The sequence below is a fragment of the Lacinutrix algicola genome (assembly GCF_001418085.1).
Classification (GTDB): domain Bacteria; phylum Bacteroidota; class Bacteroidia; order Flavobacteriales; family Flavobacteriaceae; genus Lacinutrix; species Lacinutrix algicola.
In genome coordinates this window covers 71,213-88,831 of sequence record NZ_LIQH01000027.1, presented here as the reverse complement: position 1 = coordinate 88,831, position 17,619 = coordinate 71,213, and the positions used below count along the sequence as shown (strand labels likewise).

Below are 17,619 nucleotides of genomic sequence, written 5' to 3'. Positions count from 1 at the left end.
TGGTGTTTTTTGTTGTAAAATATTTCTTTATTATTTCGACTAAAAATCAATTTTAGTCTTACGTAATTCGAAGTTCTGTCCTAAGTATACCTTACGTACCATTTCGTCTGCAGCGAGCTCTTCTGGTTCACCAGCTTTTAGAATACCACCTTCAAACATTAAATACGTTCTGTCTGTAATGGCTAAAGTTTCTTGTACGTTGTGATCGGTAATAAGAATACCAATGTCTTTTTTAGCTAAACGCGCAATAATACGTTGTATATCTTCTACAGCAACAGGGTCGACACCAGCAAAAGGTTCATCTAATAAAATAAAATTAGGATCCGTTGCCAAGGCACGTGCAATCTCTGTTCTTCTACGTTCTCCACCAGACAATAAATCGCCACGACTTTTTCTAATATGCCCTAAACTAAACTCATCTATAAGCGATTCCATTTTATGTAATTGCTCTTTCTTACTTAGTTTAGTTAATTGTAATACACTTAAAATATTATCTTCAATACTTAGTTTTCTAAAAACCGAAGCTTCCTGTGCCAAGTAACCAATACCATTTTGTGCACGTTTGTACATTGGGTATTTGGTAATATTAGTACCTTCCAGAAATATGTTTCCACCGTTAGGTTTAATTAAGCCAACAATCATGTAAAAAGAGGTTGTTTTTCCTGCTCCGTTAGGTCCAAGTAATCCAACGATTTCTCCAGTATTTACTTCTAGAGAAACATCTTTTACAACTTTTCGTCCGTTATAGGACTTCATTAAATGTTCGGCTTTTAATTTCATGTGTACATATTATATTAGATAAAAATACTAAACTAAGATTAAACTTAATTTGGTTTAGCTAAAGTTTAACTTTGAGATTCTAATTCATCCCAGTATTCATAAGCTTTTCTTAGGTGAGGAATTACAATAGTACCGCCAACTAGTGTAGCAATACTTAATGTTTCTACCACTTTTTCTTTAGATAATCCTGCATTGTAGCAAGACTCTAAATGGTACTTAATACAATCGTCGCAACGTAAAACTGTTGAGGCAACAAGACCTAAAAGTTCTTTTGTGGCAACATCTAAAGCACCTTCTGCAAAGGCGTTTGTATCTAAATTAAAAATACGTTTTATTACCTTATTATTATCTGCTAATATTTTATCGTTCATTTTAGTACGATAATCATTAAATTCTTTAACTGACTCTGACATCTTTTCTTTGTTTCTTTTTCTGTTTTTTCACTACCATTCTAGAGATAAAAATACTAGCTTGATATAAAATAAGTATTGGTATTGCTACAATAATCTGACTGGCAATATCCGGTGGTGTTATAATTGCAGAAAGTATAAGTACTATAACAAGTGCAAACTTTCTATATTTTTTTAGTATTTCCGGTGTTACTAAACCAACTTTGGTTAAGAAATATATAATAATAGGAAGCTCGAAAACAAAACCTGCCGCTAAAGACGATGAGCGAATAAGGGAAATGTAAGAGCTAATATCTATTTCGTTTAAAATTTCTGTACTTACTATATAGTTAGCAAGAAAGTTAATGGATAATGGTACAATAATAAAATACCCAAATAGAACACCAATAAAAAAGAGTAAAGAAGAGATAATAATAAAACCTCTAGATGTTTTACGCTCGTTTACCTTCATACCAGGACTTATAAAATGCCAAAGTTGATAGGTTATATAAGGAAAGGCAACAATAAACCCAGCATAAATAGAGGTCCATATATGTGCAGAAAACTGACCAGCCATTGTTCTGTTTTGAATAATAAAAGGAAATTCTGCTTGGCAAAATGTGGTGTCTTCTATACCAAAAAACTGAGATACTCCACATAGCCATTGGTATGTAGGGAACGTCATCTTTTTTGGCCACATAATAATATTATCGAAAATAAAAGTTCCAAAAATAAAAGCGACAGTACCGCAAATAACTATTGCAATACATATTCTAATTAAATGCCATCTTAAATCTTCTAGATGATCTAAAAACGACATACTGTTTACATCTGCTTTTGCCATTAAATAATACCTTCTTTTATTAAGTTGTGTATGTGTACTACACCAGCATAATTACCTTCGTTTTCTACAAGTAATTGAGAAATACCGTTGTTATCCATAAGCTCCATAGCATCTACAGCCATAGCATCTTCATTTATGGTTTTAGGATTGCTACTCATAATGTCTTTTGCAGTAAGTCCAGTAAAATTATCAACCTTAGTAAGCATACGTCTTAAATCTCCATCGGTAATAATACCAACAATTTTATTGTTTTCCACAACAGCAGTTACACCAAGTAAACTTTCAGAGATTTCTATAATTACTTTTTTAACATCTGTATCTATTTGTACTTGCGGTTTATTATTAACCGAAGATAAATCATGTACTCGTAAATATAATTTTTTACCTAAAGCACCTCCTGGATGGTATTTTGCAAAATCTTTACTAGAAAAACCACGAATTTCTAATAAGCAAACAGCAAGAGCATCTCCAATTACTAATTGGGCAGTTGTACTTGTTGTTGGTGCTAAATTATTTGGGCAAGCTTCCTTAGCAACAAACGCGTTTAAAACATAATCTGCCTGTGTACCTAAAAAAGAGTCTTTATTACCTGTTATGGCAATCATTTTATTTTTTGCATTCTTTATTAAAGGTACAAGTACCTTTATTTCAGGTGTGTTACCACTTTTAGAAATACAAATAACAACATCATCTTCTAAAATTAAACCTAAATCACCATGAATGGCATCTGCAGCATGCATAAAAACAGCAGGCGTTCCTGTAGAATTCATTGTTGCAACAATTTTTGTTGCAATTATGGCACTTTTTCCAATTCCTGTAATGATAACTCGACCTTTAGATTTGTATATAAGCTGCACAGCATCAGCAAAGTCTTCGTCTATTAAAGTAGCGAGATTACTTATAGAAGCGCTCTCTAAAGCAATGGTTTCTTTGGCAATTTTTATAATAGATTCCTTAGTATTCAAAATATATCATTTTAAGATTAGGTTGCAATTAAAAAGATTTTGTTATCTTTAATCATTGCGTAAAATAACTTCGATTTCGTGATTGTTGATAATCTCGACAAATTTAGCAAAAAATTAAAAGTAAATCTTTAATTCTTTGTACTATTAGTGTCGATATTAGAAGTTGTTTTACCTTTAACTTTTGTGTAAATAATTAATAGCTTAATAAAAAAAGTGAAAAGTCAAATTCGTGCTGCCCTAAAAAAGTATTTCGGTTTTAGTGAATTCAAAGGATTACAAGAAACCGTTATCGAAAGTATTCTATCTCAAAATAACACCTTTGTTATTATGCCAACTGGAGGCGGAAAATCCTTATGCTATCAACTTCCTGCACTTATGCAAGAAGGGACAGCTATTGTGGTTTCTCCTTTAATTGCATTAATGAAAAATCAGGTGGATGCCATTCGTGGTATTTCAGATGAACATGGTGTTGCTCATGTTTTAAATTCGTCTTTAAATAAAACGGAGATAAAACAAGTAAAAGAAGATATTACAAATGGAATAACAAAGCTGCTATATGTCGCTCCAGAATCTCTTACAAAAGAAGAGAATGTAGAGTTTTTACGTACTGTAAAAATTTCTTTTATGGCGGTAGACGAGGCGCATTGTATTAGTGAATGGGGACATGACTTTAGACCTGAGTACAGAAACTTGCGTACTATAATACAACGTATTGGTGACAATATTCCAATTATAGGCCTTACAGCAACTGCAACTCCAAAAGTTCAAGAAGATATACTTAAGAATTTAGGAATGAGTGATGCTACAACATTTAAAGCCTCATTTAATAGACCTAATTTATATTACGAAATACGTCCGAAGACAAAAACTGTAGATTCAGATATTATTCGTTTTGTAAAACAAAACGAAGGTAAAACTGGAATTGTTTACTGTTTAAGTAGAAAGCGTGTTACAGAGCTAGCGCAAGTTTTACAAGTTAATGGTATAAAAGCATTGCCGTATCATGCAGGATTAGATGCAAAAACAAGAGCAAAACATCAAGACATGTTCTTAATGGAAGATGTAGATGTTATTGTTGCGACCATTGCTTTTGGAATGGGAATAGATAAGCCAGATGTACGTTTTGTAATTCATCATGACATCCCAAAAAGTATAGAAAGTTACTACCAAGAAACTGGACGTGCTGGACGAGATGGAGGAGAAGGACATTGTTTAGCTTACTATGCTTATAAAGATATAGAAAAACTTGAAAAATTTATGTCTGGAAAACCAGTTGCCGAGCAGGAAATTGGTCACGCATTATTGCAAGAAGTAGTAGCATATTGTGAAACATCTATTTCTAGAAGAAAATTTATTCTTCATTATTTTGGTGAAGAGTTTGATAATGAAACTGGTGGTGGTGGTGATATGGATGATAATATGCGCCATCCTAAAAAGCAACACGAAGCTAAAGACAATGCGGCTATACTTTTAGAAATTGTAGAATCTACAAACGAAAAATATAAGTCTAAAGATTTAGTCTGTGTTATTACAGGTGTTTCTAACGCCATGATAAGTTCTCATAAAACAGATAATCAGCCATTTTTTGGTAGAGGAAATCATAAAGACAATAAATATTGGATGGCATTATTGCGTCAAGTATTAGTTGCTGGCTATCTTAAAAAAGATATTGAAACTTACGGTGTTGTAAAATTAACGAAGTCAGGAAAAGCGTTTATTAAAAAGCCAACTTCTTTTATGATGACCGAAGATCATACTTTCGACGATTCTCATAACGATCATATTGTGACTGCAGATAAAGGTGCAGGAGCGGTAGTAGATGTTGCTTTAATGAAAATGCTAAAAGACCTAAGGAAGTCTAACGCTAAGAAATTAGGAGTACCTCCTTTTGTTATTTTTCAAGATCCTTCTTTAGAGGATATGGCTTTAAAATATCCAATTACTGTTGCAGAGTTATCTAATGTGCACGGTGTTGGTGAAGGAAAAGCTAAAAAATATGGTAAAGATTTTGTCGCTTTAATCGATAAGTATGTTACCGAAAATGAAATAGAGAGACCAGACGATTTTATAGTTAAATCTACAGGAACTAATTCTGGCTTAAAATTATATATTATCCAAAATGTGGATAGAAAATTACCATTAACAGATATTTCTTCTGCTAAAGGAATGCAAATGACCGACTTTATAAAAGAAATGGAGGCTATTGTGTTTTCTGGTACTAAGCTTAATATTAATTATTGGCTTGACGATTTGTTAGATGAAGACCAGCAAGAAGAGCTTCATGATTATTTTATGGAATCTGAAACCGATAAAATAGATGTTGCTATAGACGAGTTTGATGGTGATTACGATGACGAAGAACTTCGTTTATATCGTATTAAATTTATTAGCGAAGTAGCTAATTAATAAAGTAAAAAATATAATTGCTAGTTCTTGGTTTTCTAATAGTAACCAAGAACTAGTAAAATTTATTCCTTTTCAGGTTTAACAGTAAAAACAACTTCTTTTTTCATTACCAAAAGTGTAACCTGTTTCATTGTAGATCGTTTTAGTTTTTCGACTGCCGATTTTTCAATTTCAAAATCTATTTTAGTAACATAACCTTCTAATGGATGTGCAGGATCGCACTCAAACTCTAGCATATCAGAGTTTAGATTTAAAGTGTAATCATTACCTTCAATAAGTAATTTAGCACCATTTTTAGTTTTAGTTTTTAAACGTCCAATAGTAAAGGTTTGCAAATAGTAGTAGCCACCAAGCTCGTTATATCCAGCGTACATAACATTACTATTAGAAACAGCAAGCGGTTCGCCATCTCCAGAAGCAATTATTGATTCAATATATTTTTTATCGTCTTCTTTATTTTCCTTTTGTTTACCTCCAAATAGCTTTCCTAAAACACCCATACTTTAATTTTAATTTAGTTTCAAAGCTAAGAAAATTCACGATATTAACTTAATAAGTGAGACTTGAAAAAAAATGTTAACTCATAACTTAATTTTTTTAACTTCTTACTATCTTTGCAGCTCATTAAAAAACAAGACAATGCAAGACGGTTTATACGCAAAATTTAACACGAATAAAGGTACTATTTTAGTAAATCTAGAATTTGAAAAAACTCCTGGAACAGTAGGTAATTTTGTTGCTTTAGCAGAAGGAAATATGGAGAATACGGCTAAGCCTCAAGGAACTCCTTATTATGATGGTTTAAAATTTCACAGAGTAATTGCAGATTTCATGGTTCAAGGTGGTTGTCCACAAGGCGCTGGAACTGGAAACCCTGGTTATAAGTTTGACGATGAGTTTCATCCAGATTTAAAACACAACGGACCTGGAATATTGTCTATGGCAAATTCTGGACCTGGAACTAACGGAAGTCAGTTTTTTATAACTCACGTTGCTACAGATTGGTTAGATGGAAATCATACTGTATTTGGTAATGTAGTAGAAGGACAAGATATTGTTGATGCTATTGCTCAAGGAGATTCTATTGAAACTATGGAAATAGTAAGAGTAGGTGAAGCAGCAGAACAATTTAATGCTATTGAAGCTTTTAGAACATTTGAAGGTTCTCGCGAAAAAAGAATAGCAGCAGAAAGAGCAGAAAAAGCAGCAGAATTAGATAAGTATTCTGCAGGTTTTGATGAAACGGAAAGCGGATTACGTTACCAGATTCTTCAAAAAGGAACAGGAGTTCAAGCAGAGAAAGGAAAAACAGTTTCTGTACATTATAAAGGAAGCTTAACAGATGGTACTGTTTTCGATTCTTCTTACAAGCGTAACGAACCAATTGATTTTGCTCTAGGAATGGGACAAGTAATTTCTGGTTGGGATGAAGGTATTAGCTTATTAAAAGTAGGAGATAAAGCGCGTTTTGTTATACCAAGTGATTTAGGATATGGATCTAGAGGTGCTGGAGGAGCAATACCACCAGATGCAACTTTAATTTTCGATGTAGAATTAATGGCTGTAAAATAAGTAACATTATTTAGTAACAAATATAATTCTAAAACGTCTCATATATATGAGGCGTTTTTTTATGCGCAACATTTTGCTTTTAATTGCACTATAACATCAATCCATTTAAAACCAACAAATATGAAAACCAAAGCTTTTATTTACACTTTACTTTTTGCTCTAATAGTATCTTGTGGCAAATCGGCAAATTATACTCCAGAATTTATTAAAGATACAACTGGACGTTATTTATTTAATGCAAATGAAGTAATAGAAGTTTATTTTGAAAATAATGAACTCTTTTTAAAATGGAGAGGTGCAGAAAAAATAGAACCTCTGTATTTAGATGAAAACACCTATTTTATAAAGGAAATGAATAAGAAAATTCAGTTCTTGAAGCATCCTGAAACACAAGTGTTTTATATATCTGAAGTTCCTGAAGATGAAGAAACAGAGATAACTTATAACTATAAAAAGTTAGAAGATTCTGTGCAAGTACCAAGTACTTATCTTAAAAACGAACAGTATAGTGAAGCTTTAGAAGGTTATTTGGCAATCCAAAAAGAAGATTCTACAAGTGTATTTATTAAAGAAAACGGATTTAATAGATTAGGTTACAGTAAGCTAAGAGAAAAAAAATACAAAGAAGCAATAGAGGTCTTTAAAATAAATGTGGCTTTACACGCAGAAAGTGATAATGTTTACGATAGCTTAGCTGATGCTTACGTTAAAAATGGTGATAGTTTAGAGGCTTATAATAATTATAAAAAAGCATTGCAGTACAATAATGGTAACAGAAGCGCAAAGCGTTTTGTAGCTGCTTATAATAAAAAGTAATTTTTTGTCATTCCAGCGGAGGCAGGAATTTATATTAATAGTAAAGCATCGTTTTTTGTTTTCTCAGGAATGATTAATAATTTAACGCAAATAAAATGACCAATAAGGAACTAGAATCTCTAAAATATCCAATTGGAACATTCGATTGTCCTACAGAAATAACAGAGGAACATATTCAAGAATGGATTTTTGTTTTAAAGCAGTTCCCCAATCGTTTAGAAAATCTAGTTGCTAACTTAAACAATAAACAACTAGATACGCCTTACAGACCAAAAGGGTGGACAGTTAGGCAAGTTGTGCACCACATTAGCGATAGTCATCACAATAGTTATACACGCTTTAAATGGGCAATGACAGAAGATAATCCTCTAATAAAAGCTTACGATGAAAATGTTTGGGCACAACAGCATGATTATAATGAGCCAATTGAAAACTCACTATTACACATTAAAGTAATACATGCTAAATTGGTACACTTTGTAAAAGGTCTTTCTTCTCAAGATTTAAAACGTACGTTTATTCATCCAGATGGAAATGAGGTTGTTGCTTTAAATGAAAATTTAGGTATTTATGCTTGGCATTCTAATCATCATTTTGCACATATTGAAAAGTTAATTGAAAGAGAAGGGTGGTTGGTGTAAAGATGTTTAAAAAAGGTGTTTTTAAAATAGAAATTTTATGATTCGAAATTATTATAACTTTCTACTTTGATATGAAATCGTTTTAATATTTTATATCAGCAGTTATAATAATTTCTAAGTTAGCAGATTTTTTTGACAAAGTCAAGCCGTTTATTTTCTTCTTTATTATATTAATACTGATGTTTAATTACATTTTTAAATACTCAATTTGTGAGAGCAAATCAACTTTATTATCTTTAACTCATGAGTAAAACTATTCAATTCGACGATTTTACTAAAGTAGATATTCGTGTAGGCACAATAATAGAAGTTAACGATTTTCCGGAAGCTAGAAATCCTGCATATCAACTAGTAGTAGACTTTGGCGATTTAGGAGTAAAGAAAACATCTGCACAAATAACAATGCTTTATAAAAAAGAAGACTTACTAAACAGGCAAGTTCTGGCAGTAGTAAACTTCCCTAAAAAGCAAATTGGTAAATTTATGAGTGACTGTTTGGTGCTTGGAGCAGTAGATGGAAAAGATGTAATCTTGCTTAATCCTGAAGTTTTAGTTAAAAACGGAAGTGTGGTTTCATAACTATGCAAGACTTAGATAATGTAACCATAAACTTCGATGCCAATGGACTCTGGCTATTAAATATAGCATTAGCAGTCGTTATGTTTGGAGTTGCTTTAGGTATTACAACTACAGACTTTAAATTACTTTTAAAAGAACCAAAATTATTAGTTGCAGGAGTTTTATCGCAATTTGTACTCTTACCATTGGTTACTTTCCTTTTTGTTTTGGTAATAGAACCACAACCAAGTATTGCTTTGGGATTATTTATGGTAGCCGCTTGTCCTGGTGGAAATATTTCTAATTTCATGACGCATTTAGCAAAAGGAAACACAGCGTTATCTATAAGTTTAACCGCTTTTGCTACCGTTTTAGCTGTCTTTTTAACACCGCTAAATTTCGAATTGTATGGCAATCTGTATCAGCCGACAGCAGGTTTATTACAAACTGTAAATATTAGCTTTTTAGCATTATTAAAATTGGTGTCTCTTATCTTGGGAGTACCTTTATTACTTGGTATGCTAGTTAGAAATAGGTACGAAGTTTTAGCAATTAAACTTTCAAAACTACTAAAGCCTTTATCTGTAATTGTTTTTATCGCTATAGTCTGTATTGCATTTTATAAAAATCTAGATGTATTTACGGGTTATGTAAAGCATGTGGTTGGCATTGGGATAACGCATAATATAATAGCATTACTCTTAGGCTTTTTGGTTGCAAAACTATTCGGCCTATCCCATAAAAATCAAAAAACAATAATGATAGAAACAGGTATTCAAAATTCTGGTTTAGGTTTATTGTTAATCTTTACTTTTTTCGATGGATTAGGAGGGATGGCAATAATTGCAGCTTTTTGGGGAATCTGGCATATTATATCAGGTTTAGTTTTATCCTTATATTGGTCTCGAAATTCTAATTAAAACCTAACTAAAAACTACCGCTTGAAATCACTTTTGCTTTTTTGTGTTAAAACGTATATAAGTATTGGCTTGTTTTTCTATTTCAAAAAAATTGAAGTTAGAAAGCCAATAAACATGCCAAAAGATGAACCTGTTTTATTTCTAGGTAATCACCAAAATGCTTTGTTAGATCCTTTATTGTTGGCAATAACATCTGGAAGATATACACATTTTTTAACACGAGCTCAAGTTTTTAAAAAACCTTTGGTAAGTAAAATTTTAAAGACATTACAATTGATACCTGTTTATCGTGTACGAGATGGTTGGCAGAGTATTAAACAGAATAACGCTATTTTTAAACAATGTGTGTCGTTATTAAATGCTAACGATGCAGTTACTATTTTTCCAGAAGGAAGTCATAATTTAAAACGTACGGTTAGACCTTTAAGTAAAGGATTTACAAGAATTGTTTTAGGTGTTTTAAATGAAAACTCGAGTACTAAATTATTATTAGTTCCTGTAGGTTTTAACTACCTAAATGCGACTGCATTTGCAGATGAAGCATTGATTTGGTTTGGAGAACCTATTGCGGTTTCAAAATATAACTTTACAAATGAAAACGAAGCTGTAAAAAAACTAAAGGAAGACGTCTATAAAGAATTAACAAGCTTAACAACCCATATTGAAACAGAGCATTACGATAAAGTGCTTTTAAATTTAGAACGTTTAAATGTTGATTTTCTAAAGCCAGAAAAGGTTAATAATTGTATTGCATCAAATTTTAAATCGTGCCAACCTAAAAAGAAAAAAGGCTTTGGTTATTTAAAGACCTTTTTTATATTACTTTTAAAAACAGTTTGTATTGTTCCTTATTTTGTTTGGAAAAAGGTTGCGCAACCAAAAATTAAAGAAATAGAGTTTACAGGTACTTTTAGGTTTGCTATTGCTATTACTCTTGCACCATTATGGATTGCGTTATTAGCTATGGTGTTATTGTTTTTCTTCTCTGTAAGTATTGCTGTTTATTTTATTATTTCAGTTTTAATAATAGCTTTATTAGCCGTTAAACTCTAAGCAAAAAAAAACACCATTTCGAAAGAAACAGTGTTTTAAAATTAGTAGCCATGGCTAATAGTTTGTTTTATATATCGTCAAAATCTATATCAGTAAACCTACTTTCGGCAGAGGTTCCTTCGCTTTCAACTTCTGTAGTAGAGCTTGCTTCAGTTGGAGCAGGAGTATCATATTCTTTTTTAAAATCTTTTTGATGGCGATCACTAATAACTTCGTCACCTTTTTCAGCAATAACATAATCTGTCATCTCTTGTAAAATACTATTAAACTCTCTAAAGTCCTCTTTGTATAAGTAGATTTTATGCTTCTTGTAATGAAACGATCCATCATCATTTGTAAACTTTTTACTTTCAGTGATTGTTAAGTAATAATCACCAGCTTTAGTAGCGCGAACATCAAAGAAATATGTACGTCTTCCAGCTCTTAGAACCTTAGAGTAAATTTCCTCTTTCTCCATCATCTCGTTATTGTGCATAGTTGTTGTTTGTTGTTATTGTGACTCAAAAATATAAAAAAAATAAAACCAAGCAACATTTTAAGGTTTTTCTTTTAACAGATTTATTATTAAATGCTTGAGCTTTCACTCAATTGCTTTAAATAAAGCTCTTTATAGTAACCATCGCTATCTATAAGTTGGTTATGGGTTCCTTTTTGTACAATTTTGCCACTGTCTAAAACAATAATATGGTCTGCATTTTTTGCAGAAGAGATTCTATGGCTAACAATAATACTTGTTTTTCCAGCCGATAGTTTTTTAAGATTATTTAAAATTTTCTCTTCTGTTTCTGTATCTACTGCCGAAAGGCAATCGTCGAATAATAATATTTTTGGATCTTTAATAATTGCTCTAGCAATAGAAACGCGTTGCTTTTGCCCACCAGATAATGTTATACCTCGTTCTCCTAAAACAGTCTCGTAACCATTTGTAAATTTAGCGATGTTTTTATCTACTTGTGCATTTTTTGCTGCAGCAATCACTTCTTCATCTGAAGCATTTTCTTTACCAAACTTTATATTATTGTTAATGGTATCACTAAACAAAAAAGCATCTTGCGGTACGTAACCAATAGCATCTCTTAAGCTAGTAAGGTTAAGTTTATCTATGGCTTTATTGTCTATTAATAATTTGCCTTTATCAATATCGTATAATCTACCAATGAGATCTAATATAGTCGATTTTCCCGATCCAGTCTTTCCAATTATAGCAAGAGTTTCTCCGGAGTTCACTTTAAAACTAACACCTTGCAAGGCTTTAATATTAGTGTCATCGTAAGTAAAATGGACATCTTTAAACTCAATATCACCTTTAATTTCTGAAGGTTTAAGAGTATTGTTTTTTATTTCAGGTTCAATTTTTAAAAATTCGTTTATACGTTTTTGCGATGCTTCGGCACGTTGAATAATAGAAGTTACCCAACCTACAGTTGCTACTGGCCAAGTAAGCATATTTACATATATAATAAACTCTATAATGTTTCCAAGAGAAATTTCACCATTAATATATTGCAGACCTCCAATATAAATTACAATAATATTACTAATACCAATAAGTAAAAGCATCATTGGGAAAAAGAAAGCTTGTATGCGTACCAAGCTTAATTGTTTCTCTTTACTTGTTTTTGCAAGTGTATTAAAATCGACTTGCGTTTGTGGTTCTATTCCATAAGCTTTAATAACCGAAATACCACTAAATACCTCTTGTGTAAAAGTAGAAAGCTTAGATAAATACTCTTGTACTACTGTGCTTCGTTTGTGTATTTCTTTACTAATTAAATAAATTAAAACCGATAAAATAGGTAATGGAATAATGGTATAAAGTGTAAGTGTAGGTGCTTCTTTAAACATAAAAGCCAATGCTACAACAAATAGTGTGATGGTATTTATACTATACATTATTGCTGGTCCAGCGTACATTCTTACTTGTCCAACATCTTCACTTATTCTATTCATTAAATCTCCTGTCTTATTCTTTTTGTAGAAATTTAAAGATAGTTTTTGGTATTGTTGGTAAATCTCATTTTTTAAATCGTATTCAATATATCTCGACACATTTATAATGTATTGACGCATAAAAAAAGTAAGAATACCGGCAATAATAGCAGTACCAATAATAAGTAAAATATTATGTATTAACTCACTTTTAAAATCTGCAATCGAATTTTCAGGATGCTGCAATTGGTTATTTACAATGTCTATTATAGAACCAATTAGTTTTGGAACATATACTTTAAATAGAATTGAGATGATTGTGATACTAATTCCTATTAATAATTGCTTTTTATACTTAAAAAAATATTTATTAAGATGCTGTAATTCTTTCATTTACAGAGAAAGTGTTTAAATTTAATTATGAAATACTCAATTCAAGAGCTTATTTTTTGCAATAACATCAATATTTATTATTTTTACGCGTTCATTTTATGGAATCTGTAAAATGCAACCTTAATGAATTAAATTAATAATCTATGGTTTCAGAAGTTTTAAACACAAACGAATTACATAAAATCGATCCAGTATTTGGACAGTTATCATTCGATAATCACGAACAAATAGTTTTTTGCAATGACAAAGATAGTGGATTAAAAGCAATAATTGGTATTCATAATACTGTATTAGGTCCTGCTTTAGGAGGTACAAGAATGTGGCAGTATAATAACGAATGGGAAGCACTAAATGATGTGTTACGTCTCTCTCGTGGTATGAGTTTTAAAGCAGCAATTACAGGTTTAAACCTTGGAGGAGGTAAAGCTGTAATTATTGGAGATGCTAAAACACAAAAAACACCAGAGTTAATGAAACGTTTTGGTGCATTTGTACACTCTTTAAGTGGTAAATATATTACTGCAGAAGATGTAGGTATGGAAACCAGCGATATGGATTTAGTGCGTGAGGTTACACCTTATGTTACTGGAATATCAGAAAGTAAAGGAGGAGCAGGAAATCCTTCGCCAATTACAGCTTATGGTGTTTTTATGGGAATGAAAGCAGCAGCAAAATATAAATTTGGAACAGATGCTTTAGAAGGTAAAAGCGTTATCGTACAAGGTATTGGCCACGTTGGTGAAACGCTTGTAGATCATTTAACAAAAGAAGGAGCTAAAGTTATTATTACAGATATAAACGAAGAACGCCTTAACATAGTAAGTTCTAAATATGGCGCAGAAATTTATAGAGGTAACGATATTTATTCTGAAGCTGTAGATATCTATGCACCTTGTGCATTAGGAGCGACTATTAACGATGAGACTGTTAATAAAATACAAGCGAAAGTAATTGCAGGTGCAGCTAACAACCAATTAGCAAACGAAAAAATACACGGACAAATTTTACAAGATAAGGGTATAGTTTATGCTCCAGATTTTTTAATTAATGCCGGAGGTATTATTAATGTATATGCAGAATTAGAGAAATACGGTAAAACCGAAATAATGAGTAAAACCGAAAACATATACAATACTACATTAGAAATATTAAATAATGCCGATGTAAATAAGACTTCTACGCACCAAGCAGCATTAAATATTGCACAAGGTAGAATTGATGCTAGAAAAAAAGAAAATTCTAATCGTTAATATTAATTAATATTAGCTTTTAGTATTAATAAAATATACTATTTTTGCAGAGCGAAAGTGACCATCACTTTCGCTCTAATTTTTTTAAGTTCTTTGTAAAGATGCTAAGTAGAAGACACATTAGAATAAAAGTAATGCAAGTGCTTTATGCCTTTAGAGGTACCGAAAGCGATGATTTTTCAAAAGATCAAAGGTTTTTGTTAAACAGTATAGATAATATGTACAATCTATATTTACTAATGCTTTCTTTAATGATAGAAGTGCAAAAACGTGCTGAAAATCATTTAGAGAAAACCTCTCAAAAACATTTAGCAACAGCGGAAGAAAAAAATCCGAATCGTAAGTTTGTTAACAACCAAGTGCTTGATATGCTTAAAAATAATGAGCAATTACAGGCTAAGTTTGAAGAGAATCATATTAATAATTGGGAGTTAGATTCTGAATACGTAGATGTTATCTTTAAAGAACTTTTAGCTAGCGATATCTATAAAGAATATTTAGAAACAGATACAACAAACTTTAATACAGATCGTAATTTTATTGTTGATGTATTTAAAGAAATAATAGCACCAAACGAGAAGCTTTACAACTATTTAGAAGATAAGCATTTAACTTGGTTAGATGATTTACCTACAGTTAATACAACTATACTTAAACTGTTACGTAAAGTTAAAAAAGACGCTAGCGCATTTCATTTCTTACCAAAACTATATAAAGATTTAGAGGATAAGGAGTTTGCTATTAAGTTGTTTAAAAAGACATTGTTAAATCAAACTGCTTTAACAGCAGAGGTTTCTAAAAAAACAACTAATTGGGATAGTGATCGTATTGCGAGTATAGATCTTATGTTACTTAAAATGGGAATTTGCGAGATTCAAAGTTTTCCATCTATTCCAACTAAAGTAACAATTAATGAATATTTAGAAATTTCTAAAGAATACTCAACTCCAAAAAGTAGTGTATTTATTAACGGAATTCTAGATAAACTAACAAAAGAATATCAAACTGAAGGGAAGCTAAATAAAATTGGCCGCGGCTTGATGTAGTTCAAAAATATTCTTATTTTTGCTTGAAATTACTAATATATTTTAAAAATTAAATTATGAAAAAAGTAGTATTATTATTTAGTGCAATATGTATGATCGCATTATCTTCATGTAAAGAAGATGCAACAAATGCAGTAGACGATACTAAAGTTGCAGCAGCAGCAGTTAGAGATCAAGCAGCATCTAAATTTCCAGTAATTCAATTCAACAAATCAGAGCATGATTTTGGTGAAATTATCAATGGAACTCCAGTGGAAACAGTATTTACATACAAAAATACAGGAGAATCTCCATTAGTAATTACAGATGTAAAAAGTTCTTGTGGTTGTACTATTCCTAAAGATTGGTCTAGAGAGCCTTTAGCTCCAGGTGAAGAAGGGAAATTTACAGTTAAATTTAACGGTAAAGGAAACAACAAAATATCTAAAGCTATTACAGTAACTGCTAATACAGAAAAAGGTAGAGAAGTAGTTAAGATTTCTGCTTTTATTAAGCCAGATCCTAATGCTCCAGCTAAAGCAACTCCATTATCTCCAGTAATTAAGTAATGGGTGATCTTACAAGTATGCTACCTATAGTAGCAATGTTTGCTGTTGTGTATTTCTTTATGATTGCACCACAGATGAAACGTGCTAAAAACGAAAAAAAATTCGCTGCAGAATTAAAGCGTGGCGATAAAATAGTTACTAAAAGCGGAATGCATGGTAAAATTGTAGAATTCAATGAAAAAGATAATAGTTGCGTAATAGAAACTATGTCTGGAAAGTTAAAATTCGACCGTGCTGCTATTTCAATGGAAAGTAGTAGAGCCTTAAATGCTCCGGTAAAAGAGAAAAAGTAATTATATTTACTACATACTAAAAACCTCAAGTTAATGCTTGAGGTTTTTTTTGTTTAAAAATGTATTAATATTTTATGACTATAAAAAGAGAAGTCCATTTGTTTAACATTTAACGATATACTATCTTGTTAAGATATAACCTTTTTTATTATGATTACTCTTAAAGAATTAGCCGAAAAACTTAACGTTTCTATATCAACTGTGTCTAAATCTTTAAACGGAAGTAGTGAGATTGGAGAAGCGACTGTTTCTCGAGTAAAGGAGGCTGCTAAATTATATAATTACAAACCCAATAGAGCAGCTCTTAATTTAAAGAATAGTAAAACTAAAACCATAGGTGTAATTATACCAAATATATTAAATCACTTCTTTGCTAAAGTATTATTTGGCATTGAAAAAGAATCTGCAAAACTAGGCTATAACATTATAACGTGCTTGTCTAACGAGTTGTATGATAAAGAAGCAAATAGTTTGCATTTATTAGCAAACGGTAGCGTAGATGGCTTTATTATGTCTATCGCAGAAGAAACCCAAAAAGAAAATAGAAGTGACCATTTTAAGGAAATAATCGATCAAAAAATTCCTATTTTAATGTTCGATCGTGTTACAGACGATATAGATTGTGATAAAGTTATTATGAATGATTTTCAAGCCGCTTATAGTGCAACAACACATTTAATAAAAGAAGGTAGAAAAAACATTGTTTTAATTAATAATATAGATAATTTAAGTGTTGGTAAATTAAGAGCAAAAGGTTGTTATAAAGCTATTGAAGATGCTAAACATTATGGTTGCAGCTTAAAAGAATTAAAGGTTGCTGAAATTTCAGAATTAGAAAAAGAAATAAATTTATTTTTTAAGAATAATAAAACAATAGACGGTGTAATTTCTATTGATAACATTTCTGGAGTTATTGCATTAAATACAGCTACTAAGAAAGGTTATAATGTACCAAAAGACCTCTCTATAATAGGTTTTTGCGATGATAATGTTTTACCTTTTACAAGTCCTAAATTATCTACAGTTACTCAACATAGTGATGCTGTTGGTGAAGCTTCTGTACAATTAATGATTAAACGTTTAGAATCTAAAGAACCTTTAGATACAGTTGTGAAAACTATCGATTTTTCGCTTAATTTAAGAGAAACAACATTATAAAGATGTTTAAATTGTTTTATTTGTAGGCTATTTTAAAGTCAATTTTTACATGAAATAG

General features: G+C 31.1%; 19 protein-coding genes. 12 read left to right on the top strand and 7 right to left on the bottom strand.

What is annotated here, in order from left to right; all coding sequences use genetic code 11:
• Positions 1-39 precede the first annotated feature (39 nt).
• From lptB to ASC41_RS04090, 4 genes are all read right to left on the bottom strand, one after another.
• Positions 40-780, bottom strand: coding sequence for an LPS export ABC transporter ATP-binding protein (gene lptB, locus ASC41_RS04105; protein ID WP_055435367.1), 741 nt, complete (start codon positions 778-780; stop codon positions 40-42).
• Positions 781-845: 65 nt separating this feature from the next.
• Positions 846-1,193 carry a carboxymuconolactone decarboxylase family protein gene (locus ASC41_RS04100; RefSeq protein ID WP_055435366.1) on the bottom strand — a complete coding sequence of 116 codons (348 nt, stop codon included), beginning with the start codon at positions 1,191-1,193 and terminating at the stop codon, positions 846-848.
• Positions 1,177-2,013: a twin-arginine translocase subunit TatC gene (tatC, locus tag ASC41_RS04095; protein WP_055435365.1), complete on the bottom strand. Its 837-nt coding sequence runs from the start codon at positions 2,011-2,013 to the stop codon at positions 1,177-1,179. Before tatC ends, ASC41_RS04100 begins: the two co-directional genes overlap by 17 nt.
• Positions 2,013-2,978, bottom strand: a complete 966-nt coding sequence (locus ASC41_RS04090) for a KpsF/GutQ family sugar-phosphate isomerase (RefSeq protein ID WP_055435364.1) — start codon at positions 2,976-2,978, stop codon at positions 2,013-2,015. The genes tatC and ASC41_RS04090 overlap by 1 nt, the downstream gene beginning before the upstream one ends.
• 213 nt (positions 2,979-3,191) lie before the next feature.
• Between ASC41_RS04090 and ASC41_RS04085 the strand changes: the two genes are divergently transcribed.
• Positions 3,192-5,384 (top strand): RecQ family ATP-dependent DNA helicase, encoded by a 2,193-nt coding sequence (locus tag ASC41_RS04085; RefSeq protein ID WP_055435363.1) that lies wholly within the window; start codon positions 3,192-3,194, stop codon positions 5,382-5,384.
• A 62-nt stretch (positions 5,385-5,446) separates the two neighbouring features.
• Here the strand turns inward: ASC41_RS04085 and ASC41_RS04080 are convergent, their stop codons facing one another.
• Positions 5,447-5,884, bottom strand: coding sequence for a hypothetical protein (locus tag ASC41_RS04080; protein WP_055435362.1), 438 nt, complete (start codon positions 5,882-5,884; stop codon positions 5,447-5,449).
• A 139-nt stretch (positions 5,885-6,023) separates the two neighbouring features.
• Between ASC41_RS04080 and ASC41_RS04075 the strand changes: the two genes are divergently transcribed.
• From ASC41_RS04075 to ASC41_RS04050, 6 genes are all read left to right on the top strand, one after another.
• The gene (locus ASC41_RS04075) at positions 6,024-6,956 is read left to right on the top strand and encodes a peptidylprolyl isomerase (RefSeq protein WP_055435361.1); all 933 of its coding nucleotides are present in this window, start codon (positions 6,024-6,026) and stop codon (positions 6,954-6,956) included.
• Between the two features lie 120 nt (positions 6,957-7,076).
• On the top strand, positions 7,077-7,772 hold the full coding sequence (locus ASC41_RS04070) for a tetratricopeptide repeat protein (RefSeq protein WP_055435360.1): 696 nt from the start codon (positions 7,077-7,079) through the stop codon (positions 7,770-7,772).
• Between the two features lie 95 nt (positions 7,773-7,867).
• Positions 7,868-8,413: a YfiT family bacillithiol transferase gene (locus ASC41_RS04065; protein ID WP_055435359.1), complete on the top strand. Its 546-nt coding sequence runs from the start codon at positions 7,868-7,870 to the stop codon at positions 8,411-8,413.
• Positions 8,414-8,656: 243 nt separating this feature from the next.
• Positions 8,657-8,992: a tRNA-binding protein gene (locus ASC41_RS04060; RefSeq protein WP_055435358.1), complete on the top strand. Its 336-nt coding sequence runs from the start codon at positions 8,657-8,659 to the stop codon at positions 8,990-8,992.
• Between the two features lie 2 nt (positions 8,993-8,994).
• On the top strand, positions 8,995-9,891 hold the full coding sequence (locus ASC41_RS04055; RefSeq protein WP_055435357.1) for a bile acid:sodium symporter family protein: 897 nt from the start codon (positions 8,995-8,997) through the stop codon (positions 9,889-9,891).
• A gap of 21 nt (positions 9,892-9,912) precedes the next feature.
• Positions 9,913-10,944: a 1-acyl-sn-glycerol-3-phosphate acyltransferase gene (locus ASC41_RS04050; protein ID WP_338034456.1), complete on the top strand. Its 1,032-nt coding sequence runs from the start codon at positions 9,913-9,915 to the stop codon at positions 10,942-10,944.
• A 67-nt stretch (positions 10,945-11,011) separates the two neighbouring features.
• On the opposite strand, the gene ASC41_RS04045 is transcribed toward ASC41_RS04050, so the two are convergent.
• Both ASC41_RS04045 and ASC41_RS04040 read right to left on the bottom strand, forming a co-directional pair.
• A complete protein-coding gene (locus ASC41_RS04045) occupies positions 11,012-11,419 on the bottom strand; it encodes a PUR family DNA/RNA-binding protein (protein WP_055435355.1) in 408 nt (135 codons plus the stop codon).
• A gap of 89 nt (positions 11,420-11,508) precedes the next feature.
• Positions 11,509-13,266 (bottom strand): ABC transporter ATP-binding protein, encoded by a 1,758-nt coding sequence (locus tag ASC41_RS04040; protein WP_055435354.1) that lies wholly within the window; start codon positions 13,264-13,266, stop codon positions 11,509-11,511.
• 143 nt (positions 13,267-13,409) lie between these two features.
• Here ASC41_RS04040 and ASC41_RS04035 point away from each other — a divergent pair, with 143 nt between their 5' ends.
• The 5 genes from ASC41_RS04035 (at position 13,410) to ASC41_RS04015 (ending at position 17,561) form a co-directional block, all read left to right on the top strand.
• Entirely contained in the window at positions 13,410-14,516 is a 1,107-nt protein-coding gene (locus ASC41_RS04035) for a Glu/Leu/Phe/Val family dehydrogenase (RefSeq protein WP_055435353.1), read from the top strand.
• A 101-nt stretch (positions 14,517-14,617) separates the two neighbouring features.
• On the top strand, positions 14,618-15,562 hold the full coding sequence (nusB, locus tag ASC41_RS04030) for a transcription antitermination factor NusB (RefSeq protein ID WP_241489627.1): 945 nt from the start codon (positions 14,618-14,620) through the stop codon (positions 15,560-15,562).
• Positions 15,563-15,618: 56 nt separating this feature from the next.
• Positions 15,619-16,110: a DUF1573 domain-containing protein gene (locus tag ASC41_RS04025; protein WP_055435352.1), complete on the top strand. Its 492-nt coding sequence runs from the start codon at positions 15,619-15,621 to the stop codon at positions 16,108-16,110.
• Positions 16,110-16,403 (top strand): preprotein translocase subunit YajC, encoded by a 294-nt coding sequence (yajC, locus tag ASC41_RS04020; RefSeq protein ID WP_055435351.1) that lies wholly within the window; start codon positions 16,110-16,112, stop codon positions 16,401-16,403. The genes ASC41_RS04025 and yajC overlap by 1 nt, the downstream gene beginning before the upstream one ends.
• 150 nt (positions 16,404-16,553) lie before the next feature.
• Entirely contained in the window at positions 16,554-17,561 is a 1,008-nt protein-coding gene (locus tag ASC41_RS04015) for a LacI family DNA-binding transcriptional regulator (protein ID WP_055435350.1), read from the top strand.
• Positions 17,562-17,619: the final 58 nt, after the last annotated feature.